General features: G+C 74.0%; 15 protein-coding genes. 4 read left to right on the forward strand and 11 right to left on the reverse strand.

What is annotated here, in order from left to right; translation table 11 throughout:
• Positions 1-16: 16 nt before the first annotated feature.
• Positions 17-1,186 (reverse strand): acyltransferase family protein, encoded by a 1,170-nt coding sequence (locus ACZ5ON_RS00285; RefSeq protein WP_465582352.1) that lies wholly within the window; start codon positions 1,184-1,186, stop codon positions 17-19.
• Between the two features lie 269 nt (positions 1,187-1,455).
• Here ACZ5ON_RS00285 and ACZ5ON_RS00290 point away from each other — a divergent pair, with 269 nt between their 5' ends.
• Positions 1,456-1,788 carry an antibiotic biosynthesis monooxygenase family protein gene (locus ACZ5ON_RS00290; protein WP_465582355.1) on the forward strand — a complete coding sequence of 111 codons (333 nt, stop codon included), beginning with the start codon at positions 1,456-1,458 and terminating at the stop codon, positions 1,786-1,788.
• A 116-nt stretch (positions 1,789-1,904) separates the two neighbouring features.
• Here the strand turns inward: ACZ5ON_RS00290 and ACZ5ON_RS00295 are convergent, their stop codons facing one another.
• The 6 genes from ACZ5ON_RS00295 to ACZ5ON_RS00320 all read right to left on the reverse strand — a co-directional run bounded on the left by ACZ5ON_RS00295 (position 1,905) and on the right by ACZ5ON_RS00320 (position 8,515).
• On the reverse strand, positions 1,905-2,747 hold the full coding sequence (locus ACZ5ON_RS00295) for an ECF transporter S component (RefSeq protein WP_465582358.1): 843 nt from the start codon (positions 2,745-2,747) through the stop codon (positions 1,905-1,907).
• On the reverse strand, positions 2,744-4,363 hold the full coding sequence (locus tag ACZ5ON_RS00300; protein WP_465582361.1) for an ABC transporter ATP-binding protein: 1,620 nt from the start codon (positions 4,361-4,363) through the stop codon (positions 2,744-2,746). Before ACZ5ON_RS00300 ends, ACZ5ON_RS00295 begins: the two co-directional genes overlap by 4 nt.
• A complete protein-coding gene (locus ACZ5ON_RS00305) occupies positions 4,360-5,463 on the reverse strand; it encodes a CbiQ family ECF transporter T component (RefSeq protein ID WP_465582364.1) in 1,104 nt (367 codons plus the stop codon). Before ACZ5ON_RS00305 ends, ACZ5ON_RS00300 begins: the two co-directional genes overlap by 4 nt.
• Positions 5,464-5,485: 22 nt before the next feature.
• On the reverse strand, positions 5,486-6,154 hold the full coding sequence (locus tag ACZ5ON_RS00310) for an SCO2322 family protein (protein ID WP_465582367.1): 669 nt from the start codon (positions 6,152-6,154) through the stop codon (positions 5,486-5,488).
• The gene (locus ACZ5ON_RS00315; protein ID WP_465582370.1) at positions 6,151-7,626 is read right to left on the reverse strand and encodes a prenyltransferase/squalene oxidase repeat-containing protein; all 1,476 of its coding nucleotides are present in this window, start codon (positions 7,624-7,626) and stop codon (positions 6,151-6,153) included. Before ACZ5ON_RS00315 ends, ACZ5ON_RS00310 begins: the two co-directional genes overlap by 4 nt.
• Positions 7,627-7,894: 268 nt before the next feature.
• Entirely contained in the window at positions 7,895-8,515 is a 621-nt protein-coding gene (locus ACZ5ON_RS00320; protein WP_465582373.1) for a TetR family transcriptional regulator, read from the reverse strand.
• A gap of 238 nt (positions 8,516-8,753) precedes the next feature.
• Here ACZ5ON_RS00320 and ACZ5ON_RS00325 point away from each other — a divergent pair, with 238 nt between their 5' ends.
• From ACZ5ON_RS00325 to ACZ5ON_RS00335, 3 genes are all read left to right on the forward strand, one after another.
• Positions 8,754-10,067, forward strand: coding sequence for a glycosyltransferase family 4 protein (locus ACZ5ON_RS00325; protein ID WP_465582376.1), 1,314 nt, complete (start codon positions 8,754-8,756; stop codon positions 10,065-10,067).
• 96 nt (positions 10,068-10,163) lie between these two features.
• A complete protein-coding gene (locus ACZ5ON_RS00330) occupies positions 10,164-10,898 on the forward strand; it encodes a class I SAM-dependent methyltransferase (RefSeq protein ID WP_344634252.1) in 735 nt (244 codons plus the stop codon).
• Complete coding sequence (locus ACZ5ON_RS00335; RefSeq protein WP_465582381.1) at positions 10,895-11,953, forward strand: prenyltransferase/squalene oxidase repeat-containing protein; 1,059 nt, start codon at positions 10,895-10,897, stop codon at positions 11,951-11,953. Before ACZ5ON_RS00330 ends, ACZ5ON_RS00335 begins: the two co-directional genes overlap by 4 nt.
• Positions 11,954-12,063: 110 nt before the next feature.
• Here ACZ5ON_RS00335 and ACZ5ON_RS00340 read toward each other — a convergent pair whose 3' ends face one another.
• The 4 genes from ACZ5ON_RS00340 to ACZ5ON_RS00355 all read right to left on the reverse strand — a co-directional run bounded on the left by ACZ5ON_RS00340 (position 12,064) and on the right by ACZ5ON_RS00355 (position 18,666).
• Positions 12,064-14,598, reverse strand: a complete 2,535-nt coding sequence (locus ACZ5ON_RS00340; protein WP_465582384.1) for a DUF6185 family protein — start codon at positions 14,596-14,598, stop codon at positions 12,064-12,066.
• A gap of 468 nt (positions 14,599-15,066) precedes the next feature.
• On the reverse strand, positions 15,067-16,086 hold the full coding sequence (locus ACZ5ON_RS00345) for a hypothetical protein (protein ID WP_465582387.1): 1,020 nt from the start codon (positions 16,084-16,086) through the stop codon (positions 15,067-15,069).
• Between the two features lie 173 nt (positions 16,087-16,259).
• Positions 16,260-17,210 (reverse strand): N-acetylmuramoyl-L-alanine amidase, encoded by a 951-nt coding sequence (locus tag ACZ5ON_RS00350; RefSeq protein WP_465582390.1) that lies wholly within the window; start codon positions 17,208-17,210, stop codon positions 16,260-16,262.
• Positions 17,211-17,217: 7 nt separating this feature from the next.
• Positions 17,218-18,666, reverse strand: coding sequence for a hypothetical protein (locus tag ACZ5ON_RS00355; RefSeq protein ID WP_465582393.1), 1,449 nt, complete (start codon positions 18,664-18,666; stop codon positions 17,218-17,220).
• Positions 18,667-18,737 lie beyond the last annotated feature (71 nt).

An 18,737-nucleotide genomic window follows, 5' to 3' on the forward strand; every position in this document is an offset into this window, starting at 1 on the left:
CCCGGTCGCCCGGCAGTCAGGACGCGGCGCGCCTCCCGGGCCACCGGGCGAGCAGCAGCCTGCGGCCGGGATTCTCGACGAAGGTGTGCATGGTCCAGGCGGCGGCCAGTGCGGCCGTGAGGACCGTACCCGCCAGCAGCAGGCCGTTCGGCCACCACGGCTCCTTCGGATGCGGGCGGAACAGGTGCTCGCCCGTCCGGATGACCAGTACGTGGACCATGTAGAAGGCGAAGGAGAGCTCGCCCAGCCGCACAGCGAGCCGGCCTCGCCAGGGCGAGGGTTCGCCGCGCAGATCGGCCGTCGCGGCAGCAGGGACGAGCGCGGCGAAGCCGACCACCGTGCAGGCGGCGAACCGGTACGTCCAGTCGGCCTGCGAGCTGAGGAAGTAGCCCGCCATCGTCAGACCGAGCGACACCGTCAGGCCGGGACCGCGCCAGCGGCCCGCCCGGACCAGCTCCGCGAGGGCGATGCCCAGCAGGAACTCCGGGAGCCGGGCGAGCGGGAGGTAGTAGACGGCCCAGGTCTGATCGGCCGCGGGGGCCAAGTGGCCGGCCAGGACGGGCATCGCCACCACGACGGCGACGCCGGCCGCCGCGACGACCGCGCTGCCGCGCCACCCGAGGCTGCGCAGCGGACGGATGACCAGCGGGAAGAGGAAGTAGAAGAACGCCTCGCAGGCGAGCGACCAGCTGACCGAGTTGACGCTCTCGAAGTAGGGGTACCGCGGAATCCAGGACTGGACCAGGAGCAGGTTCGCCAGCAGCTGCCTGCGCAGTGGCCTGGCGCCCGCGCCCAGGAAGCAGGCCAGGGCGAGCGCGATCACCGCCGTCACCGCGTGGAGCGGGTACACCCGGGCGAACCGGCGCCGCCAGAACTCGGTGACACCGCCGCCGGGCGGGGTGGACCAGGCGAGTACGAAGCCGGAGAGGACGAAGAAGAACGACACCCCCGTGTTGCCGGCCCCGAAGGCGAAGCCGACCACGTCCCCCACGCGGCCGCCGAAGTACCCGGAGATGTGCACGTGGTACAGGAACACCATGAGCGCGGCACCCCACCGCAGACCGGTCAGCGACGGCAACGCCGCCGGCCGGACGGACTGCGCCGCACCGTCGGCCCCAGTCGGTCGGCCGACCGAGGCGGTCTTGGAACGCTCGGGAACGAGGCTGACTGCGCGATCGGTGGTCATCGGCCGGAAGGTAGCAGGAGCAAGTGAACAACAGGGCTACAGCTGGGGGAAACTGATGAATCGTCATATTCGCTTCGCCTTCTCATTGAAGGCGGTGCGGTGAGGACTTCGTGGCCGTCGGCGGGGCGCGGGTCCGGGCCTGCCGCACGCGTGCGCGGCACGCGGAGGCGGCGTGGGAAGCGGGTGGGGGCGGCAGCCCGGGTCAAGGCTCGTACGCTTGGCGAGGGCGGCGCCAGGCCGCCCGAGAGCCGCACGTCGAGAGGTTTCCCATGGCTGTTGTGAAGATCAATGTGCTGACCGTGCCCGAGGAGATGCGGGAGACGTTGGAGAAGCGGTTCGCCTCGCGGGCGGGTGCGGTGGAGGGCTCGGACGGGTTCGAGTGGTTCGAGCTGCTGCGTCCCGTCGAGGGGACCGACAAGTACCTCGTCTACACCCGGTGGGAGAGCGAGGAGCACTTCAAGGCGTGGATGGAGGGGCCGATGCAGGCGGCGCACCGCCAGGGGCCGGCGGCGGAGGGCGGCGAGGCGCCCAAGCGCCCGGCGGCGAGCGACTCCACGCTGTGGTCCTTCGAGGTCGTGCAGTCGGCCGGCCCGAAGAAGTAGTCCCGCTGCGGTGGGCCCGCACTTTTGGTGACGGGAGATGGTGCGGGGAACCGCGCGAGAAGCCGGACGACTTGAGGGTGGCCCCTCGTGCGGTTCCCCGCACCCGTCGGGAGGGTTCAGGGCCGGAAGTCGGCCGTGGCCGTGAAGGCGGCGCGGCGGCCGGCCCGGCGCAGGGCGCGGAGGACCGGGCCGCCGACGGTGAGGCAGAGGACGGCGGTCAGGGCGGCGCGGGGGAGGTCCCAGCCGAGGGACGTGGTGAGGCAGTAGGTGATGAAGCGGGGCAGGTTGGCGCTGAGCGGGTCGCCGGGGACGAAGGCGATCGAGCTGCTCAGGCCGCCGATGTACGGCCAGCCCTGGAGGTTCATCACGGTCCCGTACGCGACGGCGGCCAGGCTGCCGTAGCCGGCGAGAAGTGCGCGTTCGCCGGCGCCCCGAAGTGAGGCCGCCCCTGGGAGCAGGCCGGCGCCGAGGCAGACCCAGCCCATGCTGAGCATCTGGAACGGCAGCCAGGGCCCGACTCCGGCGGTGAGCAGGGCGGAGGCGAACATCGAGACCGAGCCGAGGACGAAGCCGAAGCCAGGACCGAGCACCCGGCCGGCCAGCACCATCAGGAAGAACATCGGCTCCAGCCCGGCCGTACCCGCGCCGAGCGGCCGCAGCGCCGCACCCGTGGCGGCCAGTACGCCGAGCAGGGCCACCGCCTTGGCGTCCAGACCGCGCTCGCCGCCGCCAGCCGAGCGGCCCTCGGAGATCTGCGCGATCACCACGGCCAGCAGCAGCGGCATCAGCAGGGCGAACAGCCAGGGCGCGTCGGCAGAGTGGCCGACCAGCGCGGAGGAGCGGTCGGCGAGCAGCGGCCAGCCGAAGGCGGCTACGCCGATGGCGGAGACCAGGACGAGCAGGGCGATCGACCGCCGTCCGAGCGGGACCGGCCGGGCGAGCGCTTCCGGGGTGCTCACAGCGCCTCCTCGGCGGCGAGCGCCTCGACCACCTGCGGGACGGTCAGCCAGGGGGCCGGGGAGAGGATCTTCGCGACCTGGGGGGCGAACGCGGGTGAGGAGAGAACGATCTCCGGGGTCGGCCCGTCCGCGACGATCTCGCCCTCGGCCAGGATGACCGTGCGGTGGGCGAGTTCGGCGGCGAGTTCGACGTCGTGGGTGGCGAGCAGCACGGCGTGCGACTCGGCGGCGAGGCCGCGCAGGATCTCGACCAGGCGCGCCTTGGCGGCGTAGTCGAGGCCGCGGGTCGGCTCGTCCAGCAGGATCACGCCGGGCCGGGCGGTGAGCACCACGGCGAGCGCGAGGCTCAGCCGCTGGCCCTCGGAGAGGTCCCGGGGGTGGGTGGCGTCGTCGATGCCGGGGAGCAGCCGGGCCACCAGGTTGCGGCAGGTGCCGGGTTCGGCGGCCGCGTCGCGGTCGGCGGCGGCGCACTCGGCGGCGACCGTCTCCGCGTACAGCAGGTCGCGCGGGTCCTGCGGGACCAGGCCGACCTGGCGGATCAGCTCCTTGGGCCGGGCCTGGTGCGGGATCAGGCCGCCGACTTGGACCGAGCCGGCGGCGGGGCGGTGCAGCCCGACCAGCGAGCCGAGCAGGGTGGACTTCCCGGCGCCGTTGCGGCCCATCAGGGCGGTGATCTCGCCCGGGTGCAGGTCGAGCCGGACCCCGCGCAGTGCGGGCACCGGTCCGCGTCGGACGGCGAGGCGGTCCACGGTGGCGGTGGCCCGCGCGGGCGCCGGGACGGTGGCGGGTGCGGGCGCGCGGCCGTCCAGGCGGGCGCGCAGCGGTGCGGCCCTGCGCCGGGCGTCGCGGACCGAGAGCGGCAGCGGTGACCAGCCGACGGCGCGGCCGAGTGCCACCACGGGCGGGTGGACGGGGGAGTGGGCCATCACCTCGGCCGCCTCTCCCAGCACCGGCGTCTGACCGCGCCCTGGGAGCAGCAGCACCTGGTCCGCGTACTGGACGACCCGCTCCAGGCGGTGCTCGGCCATCAGCACGGTGGTGCCGAGGTCGTGGACCAGCCGCTGGAGCACCGCCAGCACCTCCTCCGCCGCGCCGGGGTCGAGCGCGGAGGTGGGTTCGTCCAGGACCAGCACCTTGGGGTGGGCGGTGAGCACCGAGCCGATCGCGACCCGCTGCTGCTGCCCGCCGGAGAGGGCGGTGAGCGCGCGGCCGCGGAGCTCGGCCAGGCCCAGCAGGTCCAGGGTCTCCTCGACCCGGCGGCGCATCACGTCGGGGGCGAGGCCCAGCGACTCCATGCCGTAGGCCAGTTCGTCCTCGACGGTGTCGGTGACGAAGTGGGCGAGCGGGTCCTGGCCCACCGTGCCGACCACGTCGGCCAGTTCGCGCGGCCGGTGGGTGCGGGTGTCGCGGCCGTTCACGGTGACCCGGCCGTGCAGCACCCCGCCGGTGAAGTGCGGGACCAGTCCGCTGACGGTGCCCAACAGGGTGGACTTCCCGGCGCCGGACGGGCCGACCAGCAGACAGAGTTCGCCCTCGGGGACGGTCAGGTCGACGCCGTGCAACGCCGGTTCGGCCGACTCGTGGTACTGGACCGAGACCTGCTCGAAGGTGATCACGAGGAACTCCGGGGCGGGGTAGGGGCGGTGGCGGCGGGCAGCAGGCCGACCAGTACGGCGAGGGCGGGCAGCAGCGGCAGCGCGGGCGCGGTGAGCGGGATCAGCGACGGCGTGAGGGCGGCCGGGTCACGGCTCGCCAGCCACACCATCAGCCCGGCGGCGGCCACGCCCGAGCCGGCGACCGACCACTCGCGCGCGGTCCAGGGGTCGGGGCGGTACCGGGTCCGCACGGCACGCCTGCTGCCGAGCAGCAGGCCGCCGCCCGCCGAGGCGAGGCCGAGCAGCAGCAGTGGCAGGGCCCAGCCCGCGCCGTCCGCCGAGAGCAGCCCGTACGCGGCGACGCACACGCCGAGCAGTCCGAGCAGGGTGAGTGCGGCGGTGGTCCGGGCGACCCGCGGCGGCACGTCGGCGGTGCGGCCGAAGCCCCGGGTGTCCATCGCGGCGGCCAGTCCTACGGAGCGCTCCAACGCGCTCTCCAGCACCGGCAGTCCGATGCCGAGGACCGCGCGGACGCCCCGGTCGGAGCCGCCGCGCAGCCGGCGGGCGGCCCGCAGCCGCTGGACGTCGGCGACCAGGTTGGGCGCGAAGGTCATCGCCACCACCACGGCCACCCCGGCCTCGTAGAGCGCGCCGGGCAGGGCGCGCAGCAGCCGGGCCGGGCTGGCGAGCGCGTTCGCGGCACCGACGCAGACCAGCAGGGTGGCCAGCCGCAGGCTGTCGTACAGCGCGAAGAGCAGGCCCTCCGCCGTCACCCGGCCGCCGATCCGCACTCCCTGCGCCCAGTGCGGAAGCGGGAGTTGGGGCAGGGTGACCAGGACGTGGGTGCCCGGGACGGGCGAGCCGAGGAAGACCGCGAAGACCATCCGCATGCCGAGTACCAGCAGCCCGAGCCGCAGGAACGTCCCGTACGAGCGCGCCCAGGGCGCGTCCCCGCGCCGGGCGGCGACCACGTACCCGGCGACGGCGACGATCAGCAGGAGCAGCAGCGGGTTGGTGGTCCGGGAGGCCGTCGCGCCCAGGCCGAGCGCCCAGAGCCACCAGGCGCCGGGGTGCAGCTGGCGGGGGCCGGTGGCCGGGCGTGGGGTACGGGACTTGGGCACAGCGGGAGTTCCTCAAGAACGCTTACGGAATCGGCCGGTTGCGGCGGCGCCGGGCCTGCCAGACCGCCCCGCCGGCCAGGGCGGCGACCAGGGCGCCACCGGCGATCAGGCCGAGGGACGGGCCGCTGCCCGGGTGTTCGGCGTGGTCGGCCGTGGCGGTTCCGGCGTCCGGGACGGTGTCGCCGCAACCGGTGCGCGGGTAGCCGGCGATGGCGCAGAGCAGGCCGCCACCGCCGTAGCGCAGCGGGGGCAGCGCGGCGGCGAGCACCTCGGCCGAGCTGGCCGTGGCCGGGACGGCGGCGCAGGCGGTACGCGGGGCGGGCGGGGTCTCACCGGAGGGCGCGTCGGCGGCGGTGCCGAAGTCCAGTACCACGGCGACCCGCTTCCTGCCGGGCTGGGCCGGGGTGGCGGCGCAGATCGCGCCGAAGTCCCCGGCGGCGGCGGGCCGGGCGGCGTCCTGACCGCCGTCCGGGCTGACCGCGAAGCGCCAGCCGTCCACGCCGCCGTCCTGCGGGACGTGGACGGTGGGACCCTGCTGCTGGTACGCCCAGGCCGAGTCGGACCACTTCCAGAACGACCAGTAGCGGTAGCCCGCGGCCTGCGCGGGCGCGGCGCCGAGCAGCGAGGTGAGCGGGACGGCCAGTACGGCGGCGAGCAGGGCCGCCGCCGTACGGCGCGGGACGCGGGTCACTTCTTCGGGTCGCCTTCGGGCGTGCCGTCGTCGGGCGTGCCCTGCTCGGACCGGTCGGTGTCGGAAGTGCTCTGCTCCGGCTGGTCGGTAGCGGGCTCGTCGGCAGCCGACGAGGCGTCGGGCTTGGCCTCGGCGCCCTGCTGGTGGGCGCCGCGACGGCGGTTGAGGCTGAGCAGCAGACCGCCGCCGACACCGACCAGCAGGCCGATGCCGACCACCCAGATCGGGGAGAAGCCGCCGTTGTCGTCGGCCTCGGTGATGCCGGAGCCGGGGGCCTTGGTGCCGTCGGGGTTGTCCGAGGCGGCGGAGGCGGCGGCCGCCGGGACCTGCTTCGGGGCCGGGCCCGCGTTGATCAGCAGGTGCACCACGTCGGTGCCACCGAAGTTGTACGGGTCGAGCTTGGCGGCCTGCGCGACCAGCAGCATCGCGGCGGCGGCGGACGGGTCGGTGCCCGACTTGCCCTTGGCGGCCCAGTCGTAGCCGTTCCCGGCCAGCCAGTCGGCGGCGCTGGCGGCCTCCTGCGGGTGCCCGGCCTGGATGAGGCCGAGCACGGCCCAGGCGGTGGCGGTGAAGTCCGGGGCGGGCGCGGCGCCGGGCAGGGCCTGCATCAGGTGCTGGCCGCCTGCGGCGAGTTGGGCGTGCAGGTACGCGGCGGCGGCCTCGGCGGAGTGCGCGCGCGGCGCGGTCTTCTCGGCCGAGCCGGCCGGGCAGTCGAGTGCCTTGGGCGCGCTCTCCGCCCGGTCGGTGCTGGTCACCAGCAGTCCGCCGCCCGCCGCGGCGAGCGCGGCCTGCGCGGTGGCCAGGCCGTTGGCGGCGAGGGCGCCGTCCGGGCCGGGCTGGTAGGCGAAGGCGCCGCGCTGCGCGGTGGGGGAGGCGCAGCCGAGTTGGAAGCCGCCCAGGCCGTCGTAGGCCGACTTGCCGTCCTTGGCCACGGCGGCCGGATCGGTGTGGGCGGTGAGCAGTGCGCTGACGGCCAGTCCGGTGGAGTTGGCGTCACCCGGGTTGCCGGGGTTGAAGGACCAGGTGCCGTCCGCGTTCTGGTTGTTCCTGAGCCACTCGACGCCCTTGCCGACCGCCTCCGGGTGCCCGCCGAGCGCGGACAGCGCCTGGATCGCCACGGCGGTGGCGTTGCTGTCCGCGGTCCTGGGGTCGCAGGCGGCGGTGGTGTCGGTCCGGTAGGACGGCCAGCCGCCGTCGGCGCACTGCTGTCCGGTCAGCCAGTTCACGGCCTTGTCGGACGGGGTGACCTTGGCGCCGGCCAGCGCGGTGAGCGCCAGTGACTGGCGCCAGACACCGTCGTACGTCGGGTCGCCCTTGCCGTAGAGCTCCGCGGGAGCGGGCTGGGCGGCCGGTGCGCTCGCGGGCGCGGTGGCGGCGGGAGAGGCGGTGTCGGCCAGCGCCGGTGCACCGGCGGCACCGGCCAGCAGTAGGCCGGCCAGCGAGGTGGCGCCCAGGCGGGCGGCGGTCAGCATGACGGAGGAATGCCTTTCGATGAGCGGTGCGGCGGCCCGTACGGGCGGTCAAGTGGACCTCGACGGGGATCACCGGGCCGGAGCCATCGACTCTATCCGGCCCGCCCGGGTGCCACCGCGCCGCCAGAAGTGGAACAGGTATCAGTTACGGCTCGATTGGAGCGTGGATGGATATCGCGCCCACAGGGGCGCGGGAACGGCGCGCGAGGGAAGGCGCGTACGCCTGCGGGTGCTTTCGGTGGACAGGCCGTACCGGGGCTCCCCGGCGCTAGGGCAGCGTGAGCAGCCGCGCGGCCGTGTGCAGATCGGCCCGTACGTCCGCCGGCGAGGCGCGGCCGGAGAGCCAGCCCAGCAGCGCGGCGTACCAGGTGTGCCCGATCACCCGCAGCGCCGCCTGCTGCGCGGCGGTGGGCTCGTCCCCGAGCCGGGCGGCGGCCAGCACGATGGCCGAGGTGAGCGAGCTGACCTCGTCCACCTCGCGGCTCACGGAGCGGTCGGCGAAGGAGAGCGCCCGGACCATCGCCTCGGCCAGCCGGGGCTCGCGCCCGAGCGCGTGGAACCCCTGGGTGAGCGCCTCGGCCACCCGGGCGGCCGGGTCCTCCCCGGCGGGCGGGCGGCGCAGCACTTGTTCGTGCAGGCGCCCGAGCTGCTCCAGCATCACCGCCACCAGCAGGTGCACCTTGGAGGGGAAGTAGCGGTACAGGGTGCCGAGCGCGACGTCCGCGCCCTCGGCGACCTCGCGCATCTGCACCGCCTCGTAGCCGCCCCGGGCGGCCAGCGCGGTGGAGGCCCGCAGAATGCGCCGCCGGCGCTCGGCCTGACGTGGAGTGAGGTCCTCCGCCGGCGGGGCGGAGGCGGAGGGCGCGGCGGCTGGGGGCAGGGTGGACAAGGCGGGCTCCTTCTCGCTGCGGGCTCGCGGACCCCGGCCGGGCGTTCGCCCGCGGTCGGGCGGGCGCAGCGTGGCGTGAATCACCAGCCCTGGATCCTGAGCGCAAGCTACGGGCCGGTATCTTCGAGGTCTCTCATTGTTCACTCGCTGGGCGGTGAGCTCCACACCGCCATGAAACGTGATCTACTTTACCGCCGAGGCAGTCCGTGCCCGGGTGAGTAGGGATAAGGGGCCCCGGATGACCGCGCTGACGACACCGCTGCGGATCGCCCTGCTCTCCTACCGCGGTGACCCGTTCTGCGGCGGCCAGGGGGTCTACGTCCGGCACCTCTCCCGTGAGCTGGCCCGGCTCGGCCACCACGTGGACGTGATCGGCGCGCAGCCCTACCCGGTTCTGGACGAGGTCGAGGGCCCGGGCTCGGTCCGGCTGGTGGAACTGCCCAGCCTGGACCTGTACCGGGCCGACGACCCGTTCCGCACCCCGGGGCTCGCCGAGTACCGGGGCGCGGTGGACGTGCTGGAGGTCGCCACCATGAAGACCGGCGGCTTCCCCGAGCCGCTGACCTTCTCACTGCGGGCCCGCCGGTACCTGGCCGCGCACAAGGGCCGCTACGACGTGGTGCACGACAACCAGACCCTCGGCTACGGCCTGCTCGGCCTCGCCCGGCACGGCTTCCCACTGGTCACCACCATCCACCACCCCATCACCGTGGACCGGCAGTTGGAGCTGGACGCGGCCGCCACCAGGCTGCGCCGCCTGTCGCTGCGGCGCTGGTACGGCTTCACCCGGATGCAGGGCAGGGTGACCCGCCGCCTGGACCACATCATCACCGTCTCCGGCAGCTCCAAGAGCGAGATAGCCGAACACCTGGGCGCGGTGCCCGGGAACATCTCGGTCGTCCCGATCGGCGCGGACACCCGGCTCTGGTCACCGGACGAGTCGGTCCCGGTGGTGCCGGGCCGGATCGTCGCGACCTCCAGCGCGGACGTCCCGCTCAAGGGCCTGATCCACCTGGTCGAGGCGCTGGCCAAGCTGCGGACCGAGCGCGAGGCGCACCTGGTGGTGGTCTGCAAGCGCCGCGAGGACGGCCCGGTGGCCGAGGCGGTGCGGCGGTTCGACCTGCAGGAGCACATCGAGTTCCGCAACGGCCTGAGCGACCGGGAGCTGGTCGACCTCTACCGCTCGGCCGAGGTGGCCTGCGTCCCCTCGCTGTACGAGGGCTTCTCGCTGCCCGCCGCCGAGGCGATGGCCACCGGCACCCCGCTGGTGGCGACCACCGGCGGCGCCATTCCCGAGGTCGCCGGCCCCGACGGCGAGACCTGCCTGGCGGTGCCGCCCGGCGACGCGGGCGCGCTCGCGGCGGCCCTCGGGCGGCTGCTGGACGACCCGCGGCTGCGCGAGCGGCTCGGTGCGGCCGGACGGGAGCGGGTGCTGGCCAACTTCACCTGGCGGCGGGCCGCCGAGCTGACCGCCGACCGCTACCGGGCGGCCATCGCCACCGGGACGGGGCAGCGCGCCCGCTCCGGCAAGGGCTGGCGCTACGTCGCCTGAGGCCGCCCCGGCGCCTCGTCAACTTCGCAGTAGGGGAACGGATCCCGGGGATCACCCCTCGGGGTCGAGTACAGCAGCAATGAATGGGAGCCCGCAGTGCTGACCGTCGATTTCTCCCGCTTCCCGCTCGCCCCCGGCGACCGGGTGCTCGACCTGGGCTGCGGCGGTGGCCGACACGCGTTCGAGTGCTACCGGCGCGGTGCCAACGTCGTCGCCCTGGACCAGAACGGCGACGAGATCGCCGAGGTGCGCAAGTGGTTCGCGGCGATGGAGCAGGCCGGCGAGGCTCCGGCGGGTGCCTCGGCCGTCGCGATGGAGGGCAACGCGCTGGCGCTGCCCTTCGAGGACGACACCTTCGACAAGATCATCATCTCCGAGGTGATGGAGCACATCCCCGACGACAAGGGGGTGCTCGCCGAGATGGTCCGGGTGCTGAAGCCGGGCGGACTGCTCGCCGTCACCGTGCCCCGCTACCTGCCCGAGAAGATCTGCTGGGCGCTCTCCGACGAGTACCACGAGGTCGAGGGCGGCCACATCCGGATCTACAAGGGCGACGAACTGGTCCAGAAGGTCCGCGACGCCGGCCTCACCCCCTACGGCACCCACCACGCCCATGCGCTGCACTCGCCGTACTGGTGGATCAAGTGCGCCGTCGGCGTCAACAACGACAAGGCGCTGCCGGTCAAGGCCTACCACCAGCTGCTGGTCTGGGACATCGTCGGCACGCCGGTCATCAGCACGCTCACCAAGGCGGCCGAGAAGGCGCTCAACCCGGTGATCGGCAAGAGCTTCGTCGTGTACGCCTCCAAGCCGCACCGGGCCGCCGAGTGACCGCCGCCGTCCCGGACGCCCTGCTGCTGGACGGCGTCCTCGACGCCGAGCAGGCCGCCGCGACCGTGCGCTCCATCCTGGCCGACCAGCGGCCCGACGGCGCCATCCCGTGGTTCGACGGCGGCCACCTCGACCCCTGGGACCACACCGAGGCCGCGATGGCCCTGGACACCGCGGGCGAACACGCCGCCGCCGAGAACGCCTACCGCTGGCTGGCCGAGCACCAGAACCCGGACGGCTCCTGGTACGCCGGCTACACCGACGGCGAGGTGACCAACGCGTCGAAGGAGACCAACTTCTGCGCGTACATAGCCGTCGGCGCCTGGCACCACCACCTGAGCACCGGCGACGACGCCTTCCTGGAGTGGCTCTGGCCGGTCGTCCGTCGCGCGCTGGACTTCACCGTCGGACTGCGGCTGCCCGGTGGGCCGATCGCCTGGCGCCTGGACGAGGACGGCACCGCCCCCGAGGAGGCGCTGCTCACCGGGTCGTCCAGCATCCTGCACGCCCTGCGCTGCGGGCTCGCCATCGCCGACTACCTCGAAGAGCCCCAGCCCGACTGGGAGTTGGCGGCTGGACGGCTGTGCCACGCGATCGCCGAACACCCCGAGCGGTTCCTCGACAAGGACCGCTACTCGATGGACTGGTACTACCCGGTGCTCGGCACCGCGCTGCGCGGCGCCGCCGCCACGGAGCGGATCGAGCGCGACTGGGAGCGCTTCGTGGTACCGGGCCTGGGCGTGCGCTGCGTCAGCGACCGGCCCTGGGTGACCGGCGGCGAGAGCGCCGAACTCGCCCTCGCGCTCTGGGCGGTGGGCCAGTCCGACCGCGCGGTGGAGATCCTGCGCTGGATCCAGCACCTGCGGCACACCGACGGGTCGTACTGGACCGGGTACGTCTTCGAGGACGACGCCATCTGGCCCGAGGAGCGCACCACCTGGACCGCCGGCGCCCTGCTGCTGGCCGTCGCTGCGCTGGGCGGCGACCACGCCACGGTGGCGGTCTTCGGCGGCGAGCAGCTGCCGAGCGGGCTGGTCGTCGGCGACTGCTGCTGACACCGTCCGCCGGAACGCCGTGCGGGACCGCTGTTCCAGGCCCTGCGCGGCGTTCCGGCGGGAGGGCGGCGGGAGATGAACGGCCGCTGCCGGCCTTTCGACCGGCGCGGTCAGTGCGGCCCTGGCTTCAAGCCCCGGGTGTCGAAGCCGCCGAAGTGCTGCCAGATCGCCACCAGCGCGCCCACCTGCACCAGAACCCAGGCGATCTGCGCGGACAGGCCTCGCATCTGGTAAATGGAGAGCAACAGCCCCAGGCGGTTGGGCCACAGGCGTTGTTCGGTGCGGAAGGTATCCGCGTCCAAGACGAGGCCGGTGACGGTCAGCACCGGGAGCATCACGCCGATGGCCTTGGCCGTGTCGCCGAGATCCTGGTCGACGAGAGTGTTGATCGCGATGTCCAGGGCGATCAGCACGGTGTAGGCGATCCACAGGCCGAGGGCGCGTGCCGGGCCGCGGCGGCCGGGCAGTTGGCGCCACATCGCTCCCAGCATCAGGCCCGAGCCCGCCCAGGCCAGCTCCCAGGCCGTGAACTTCCCCAGCAGATCGGCGTATCCGAAGTGGTCCTGTTCCGTGAACATCCACTGCTGTGGTGACAAGTAGTCCAACCAGATCATGATGATGCTCCAGGGAACGCCGACGACCGCCGCCACCACGCCGCCTCGAACGGCGTTCTCCCACCATCTGGCGTGCGGACCCCAGCTCAGGGCGACGTCCAGGACCGTGACCTGGTCGGGCAGGCAGCGCGGTGCCGCCCGTGCGGCGCCGGTCGCGGCCTCCCAGCAGTGCAGCCGTCCCAGTTCCTCCTCCAGGTCGTGGCGGTTCTGAGTGCCCTCGCCGTGCCCCTGCTCCAGAGCACGCGCCTCGACGACCAGTTCCCGGTAGCGTCGGGCACGCTCGATGAGCTCGTGGTGGTCCGCCTTGTCGATGACCACTTCGCTCAGCGCGGGAGCGCCGCGCCCCGCGAAGTGCTGGTTCAGGACCGCCCGCCGCCGGCCCACCGCGAGCAGGCCGTACAGTGCGGCGACGTCCAGTGCCAGCCAGAGCAGGCCGAGCAGCTGGCTGCCCGCGTACGAGCCCTCGCGCCAGGCCGCCACGATGGCGAAGAACAAGGCGAGCAGGAGGAAGTCGAACCTGGTGGGGGCCACGGAGGGGACCTGGCGCCCCAGTTCTCTGGCCCGCAGCAGCACCAGGATCGCGAGACCCGTCAGCACCCAGGTATGGGAGTAGCACCAGGTGGGGACACCGGAGGCGAAGCCCACCGCCTGCTGGCCCAGGAAGAGCATGTGCAGTGAGTGGTACGCCGGGGAGGTGCTGTCGACCAGCCAGCTGACCCGTTGCCAGCGGAGTTCGTCGGCGCGCAGTGCCAGCCCCAGCAGGACGACCGTGACCACGGTCAGCGCCGCACCGGCCCACCGCAGCCGCGGGGACCGGAGCAGTCCGCCCTCCCGCGCGAGCCGCCAGGCCCAGAGCAGCAGGCCGGCCAGCCCCAGCCACACCGTCGCCGCGGTCATCACCACCAGCGCGGCGATGCCGAGGGCGGGCAGGCTGCCGACGGAAGCGTGCGGGGCGGGCAGCCCGAACAGGGACGGCCGTACGGCCACCAGCCCGCCGGCCGCCGCCACCAGCGTGGCGGTCAGCAGCAACGACCTCCTCGGGCGGGCGAGGACCGTCAGAGCCCAGCCGATCAGTACGCCCAGCAGGATCTGCCAGCGCTGCTGCCCGCTCCACAGGTCCGTCGGCGCCTTGGCGCCGTCGAGGAGCAGGCTGAGCAGCAGCATGAGCACCAGGCCGGTCACCGCACTGAGCGCGGCCCACTGCGTCAGGGCACCGAAGCTGCGTCGCTCCAGTGCCGTACCGGCGGTGTCGGCCTGTCGACGGCGGGCCCAGAGGGCAGCGAGCACGACCACCGCCGACGTACCCACCCACGAGGCGGTCTTTCCGGCCGCGTTGACGGTACGCCACGGATCGACGTCCTCGGCACTGGCGGCCGCCCAGGCGCGCTGCCAGGAGGGGACCATCTCCACCGTCACCGTGGGACGCGTCCCCCCGGGCGGTCCGATCCCCTGCCATTCCAGGCCTCCGCCGCCGGCTGCCGGGGGCATCGGAGACACGTCGGCGACGTTCAGACCGTCCAGGTCGATCCGGACGCGCTCCCAGTCGGCGCCTTCCAGCGCCGTCGGTGGGGTGAGCAAGAGGTTCCATCGTTCGGGACCCACGTCGGCCGTCCACGGACCGATGGTGAAGATTCCTCGGTGGTTGAGCCAGGAGAGAACCTCGTACCTCACCTTGACCGAGCCCGGTTCCGCGGTCACCGCCGGGTTCTGCATCCGCCACTCGTTGGGGCGCAGGTACTGGTACTGGGGTCCCGCCTCCTTCCCCCGGAGCAGACAGCGCATCGCATGCTGGTGCCGGGAGGAACTGTTGCTCAGCAACAGGTCTTTGGCGTACGGCCAGGTGACGGGCACCCGGACCGTCATGGTCCCGATGGCCTGGACGAAGTTCTGCTTGTGGTTGACGAGTCGGAGGGTGGCTTCCGTCCGGGCGCTGACGAGTTGCTCCGGACGGCAGTCGTCGACGTCCGGCGGATCGGCCAGGGCCGGTCGCGCGCTCGACCACGACCAGCCGAGCAGTAACAGCAGCAGCACGGCGCACGGTCTCCACCGACGGGCCGCCTCGGCGCCGCCTTCGTCACACCGACCTCCGGCCGTCCGGGCCGCGGGGGATGCCGGACTGCCGAGGGGTTGCCGGGAGGAAGCCGTCAAGGCCGATCGCTCCCGCCGTCAGGGCGCCCGTCGAGCGACGGCACCGGGCCGAAGCGGTCGTGGATCTCGCGCTCCTCCGGAACGGCCGTGTGATCGCATGCGAATCGACCTCTTCGTGACCCAGGCCCAGCTGCCTGGTTGAACCGGGGGAGCGCTCGCCCGGAAGCGGCCGTTCGCCTTCCCATGGCCCGCTCCTCACCGTCATGCGAGTGGCACGATTCGGAGCGTAAGCGGGCCGATGCGCACCCGCAATCCAAGGTCGGCCGCCCGGCCGTGTTCCTGGAACGCGAAGGCCCGCGGCCGCCGGAGAAAGGTTCCGGCGGCCGCGGGCCGTCGTGGAGCGAGGAGGGATCAGCCGCGCTGGATGCCCGAGACGTCGGCGAGCAGGCCGGGGGAGCCGTCCGGCAGCTGGGCGACCAGGGCGGTGCCGCGCTGCTCGATCGCCAGGTACCAGGTGCCCGGGACGAGCTCGCCGACCGGCGGGCCCGCCGGGCTGTCCTTCGGCGTGACCTGGCGGGTGACCGGGACGGCGAACCAGAACGGCGCGAAGTCGGCGGCCGGCGCGGGTGCCGGAGCGGCGGCAGCGGCCGGAGCCGGCGCCGGAGCAGCCTGCTCGGCCTGCGGCTGGGCGGCGCCGGCCGCGGCCGGGTAGCCGTAGCCGCCCTGCGGCTGCCCGCCGTACGGCGTGCCGCCCAGCGGGGCGCCACCGTGCTCGGCGGCGGCCGGAGCGGGGTAGCCGTACTGGCCGGGCTGGCCGGGCTGTGCGTAGCGATCGGGCTGGCCCGGCTGGCCGGACTGCGCGTACGGCTCGGGCTGGCCGCCACCGGCCTGCGGGTACCCGGAGTGACCCTGCGGGGTGGCGGGCTTCTCGGGCATCAGCGGGGCCTGCAGTGCGGGCACCAGCGGGCCGCCCGCGGCCGCACCGGCGAGGACCACCAGCGCGAGCAGCGCCAGCCAGGCTCCGAAGCCGCTACCGGTGCTGGTGCTGACGGTGATCCCGCCCACACCGGTCGAGGAGTCGGCGGGGCCGCCGGCCAGCGACCACAGACCGGACCACAGCGCGGCGACCGCGAGGGCGGTGCCCCACTGGTCCAGCCGCAGGCCGAGCACCTGGCGGGTGGCCACGGCCTGGCCCTGGAAGCGGTGGAGCAGGATCAGTGCGGCGGCGATCACACCGAGCAGGAAGACCGAGGGGAGCACCGGGAAGATCGCGGTCGACCAGCCGCTCACCGAGGCCGAGCTGCACTGCTGACCGCCCTTCGGGCCCGAGCAGCCGGTGGAGGTCCGGTACGGCAGGAAGGAGGCGATGAGCAGTAGGAGGGCCGCACCTGCGACGGCGGCGTCTCCTCTGGTGAGAGCGCGCAGATTCACTAACGTTCCCCTCGTCGGCGTGTCGTGGACGGCGGTCGGATGGTCGGTTGACCGGCCGGGCGGGACGCCCGAACCGGGCAAAAGCCTAGGGGCAAGCCATTAACAGTGGCACAGCACCCTCCGGAACCGCCCCGAATCCTCGCAGATCGCCTGAGTCGGGCACGGCCTCGAGATCAGCCCGTGGGGGTGGTGAGGTAGCTCGTCAGGGCGTCGGCGATGGCCTGAGCGGCGAGCTGGCGCCACTTTGGATCGGTCATCCGCTGGGCGTCCCCGGCGTTGCGCATGTTGCCGCACTCGATGAACACCTTGGGTACCTTGGAGAGATTGAGACCGCCCAGGTCACTGCGGGTGTCCAGGCCCTGCTCGCCGATGTAGTCGGCGTAGGGCTCACCGGTGGTGGCCTTGAAGGTGTCCCGCAGCGTGACCCCGAGGCGGTGCGAGGGATCGACGATCGCCGAGGTGTCCGCGATCCCCGCGGTCACCTTGGCCGGCATGATCACGTGGAAGCCGCTGACGGAGGCCGGCGCGCCGTCGCCGTGCACCGAGACGGCGGCGTCGGCGTGCGCCGCGTTCCCGATCGCGGCACGCTCGTCGACGCACGGGCCGTAGGGCCGGTCGCCGTCCTGGGTCAGCACCACCTTCGCCCCCCGGGACTCCAGGATCGCCCGTGCGCGGTGCGAGACGTCCAGGGTGTACTCGGCCTCGCTGTACCCGTCGTTGGTCTCGGTGCCGGTGGTGTCGCACTCCTTGTGCGCGTTGCCGATGTCCACCTGGCGGTTGATCTCGGTGGGGTGGTTCACGTTCTGGGGGTTGTGGCCGGGGTCGAGCAGCACCGTACGGCCGCTCAGCCGGCCCGTGCCGGCGGACGCCGCGGCGGACGGGCTCGCACCGCTGTTCGCAGCGGTGCTCGGGTTCGCGGCGGGTGCGGTGCCGCCGGGCGAGGTGGGCGCCGACGGGGTGGCCGACGGCGGGGCGTCGGCGGTGCTCGGGGAGTGGCTGCCGGCCAGCGCCTGCCAGCCGAGCCAGCCGGCGAAGCAGAGCGGCACCGCGGTGCAGCCGAGTACGGTCAGCCGGAATCGGGTGGAGCGACGGGGGGCGGGGTGCTCGTCGGTGGTGCCGTTCACGAGTAGGTCAGATCCTGTCCCAGGTGCGCGTCGGCAGACTGTAGCGGCCTGCCATGGAATTCCACTTCGCGACGAAGTCCTGCTTCGTCCTGGTGGCCTGTGGGTTGAGGTCGTTGGCTCGCTTGAGGTCGTCGGTGTCGGGCGCGGCGCCGCTGCTGCAGCCGCGGCTGCCCACGGTACGGGCCCAGGCCGCGTACGCCCGGTCGATGTCGCCCGACTGCTGCCAGGCGCTGCGCAGGGTCTGCGCCGCGTCCGAGCCGCCCGGCAACTGGCCGAGGTCCAGCTTCGCCAGATCCGCTATCAGCTGGTCGCGCTGGGCGGCCCCGTCCTCGAAGACCTTGACGGCGCTGTCGATCTCGGACTTGGACGGGCAGCTGTTCACCTTCGCCACCGCGTTGCCGATCGGTGCCTTCGCGCCCTCGCCGCGGCTGAGCAGGTCGTCCAGCGACTTCGCCTGGGCGGCCGCGTTCGGGCCCGCGCCGTCGCTGGCCGAGGCACTCGGGGAAGCACTCACAGAGGCACCGGGCGCGGACGGGTCGGTACCGGCCGACGCGGGCTGCGAGGCGGCGGGGGCCGGCGCGGAGGCGGCCGGAGCCGGCTGCGCCTGGCTCTTCGAACCGTCACCGGAGCCGTCCAGCAGCCAGAACGCGCCGACGCCCACCGTGATCGCCAGCACCACGCCGACCGCCACGAACAGCGGCGTGCGGCTGCGCGGCCGGTCCTCCTCGTACGGGGCGAGCTCCTCGTACTCGGCGGACGGGCGGAAGCCGCCGCCCGGTACTGGAACCGGCCCGGGGCCCGGCATCGGGCCGGGGGCGGCACCGGGCGGCGGCGGGAAGGCGGACTGCGCCGGGGCGGCACCGGGCGGCGGCGGGAAAGCGGACTGCGCGGGCGGGAAGGCGGACTGCGCCGGTGGTGGTGGGAAGCCCGGGGGCGGCGTGGCGGGGGCCCCGAAGCCGGAGGACGGGGGCGCGGCGCCCAGGTACGGCCGGGCGCCGAGCGGTGGGCCCTCGTCGCCGACGGCGCCCGGACCGGAGTGCGTCCCTGGCGGCGAACCGGGCGGCGGCGGAGTGAACGGGGCACCGGGCGGCGGCCCTGCGGTCGGCGGCAGCGGCGGTACCGGCGGGAGCTTCGCGGTCGGTGCGTCCTGCGGCGCGGCGAAGCCGTACGCGGAGGGCGTGCCCGGCGGAGGCTGCGGCGCACCCGCGCCCGGTTGCGCGTGACCGTTCGGCTGAACGGGTGCGCCCGGCTGGGCCGGAACGCCCGGCGGGGCGGGTGCGCCGGGCGGGGGCGGGAAGCCGTACGGGGTCTGGTGGTGGGCCGACGCACCCGGGGCGGAGGACGGCGCCGGGGCACCCGGCTGGTCCTGGGCGGGTTTGCGGCGCACCCAGCCGCCCGCGCCACCGCGCGCGGTGGGATCCCAGACCGCCGGAGCGGTGTTGTCCTGGTCGGTCATTCCTCGCATCGCCCCGCTGTCGTCTCGAACTGGCCCGCCCGGTCCGGTTGTTCGCCGACACCGTACCCGCC

It is taken from the genome of Kitasatospora sp. NPDC032150 (genome assembly GCF_055579945.1).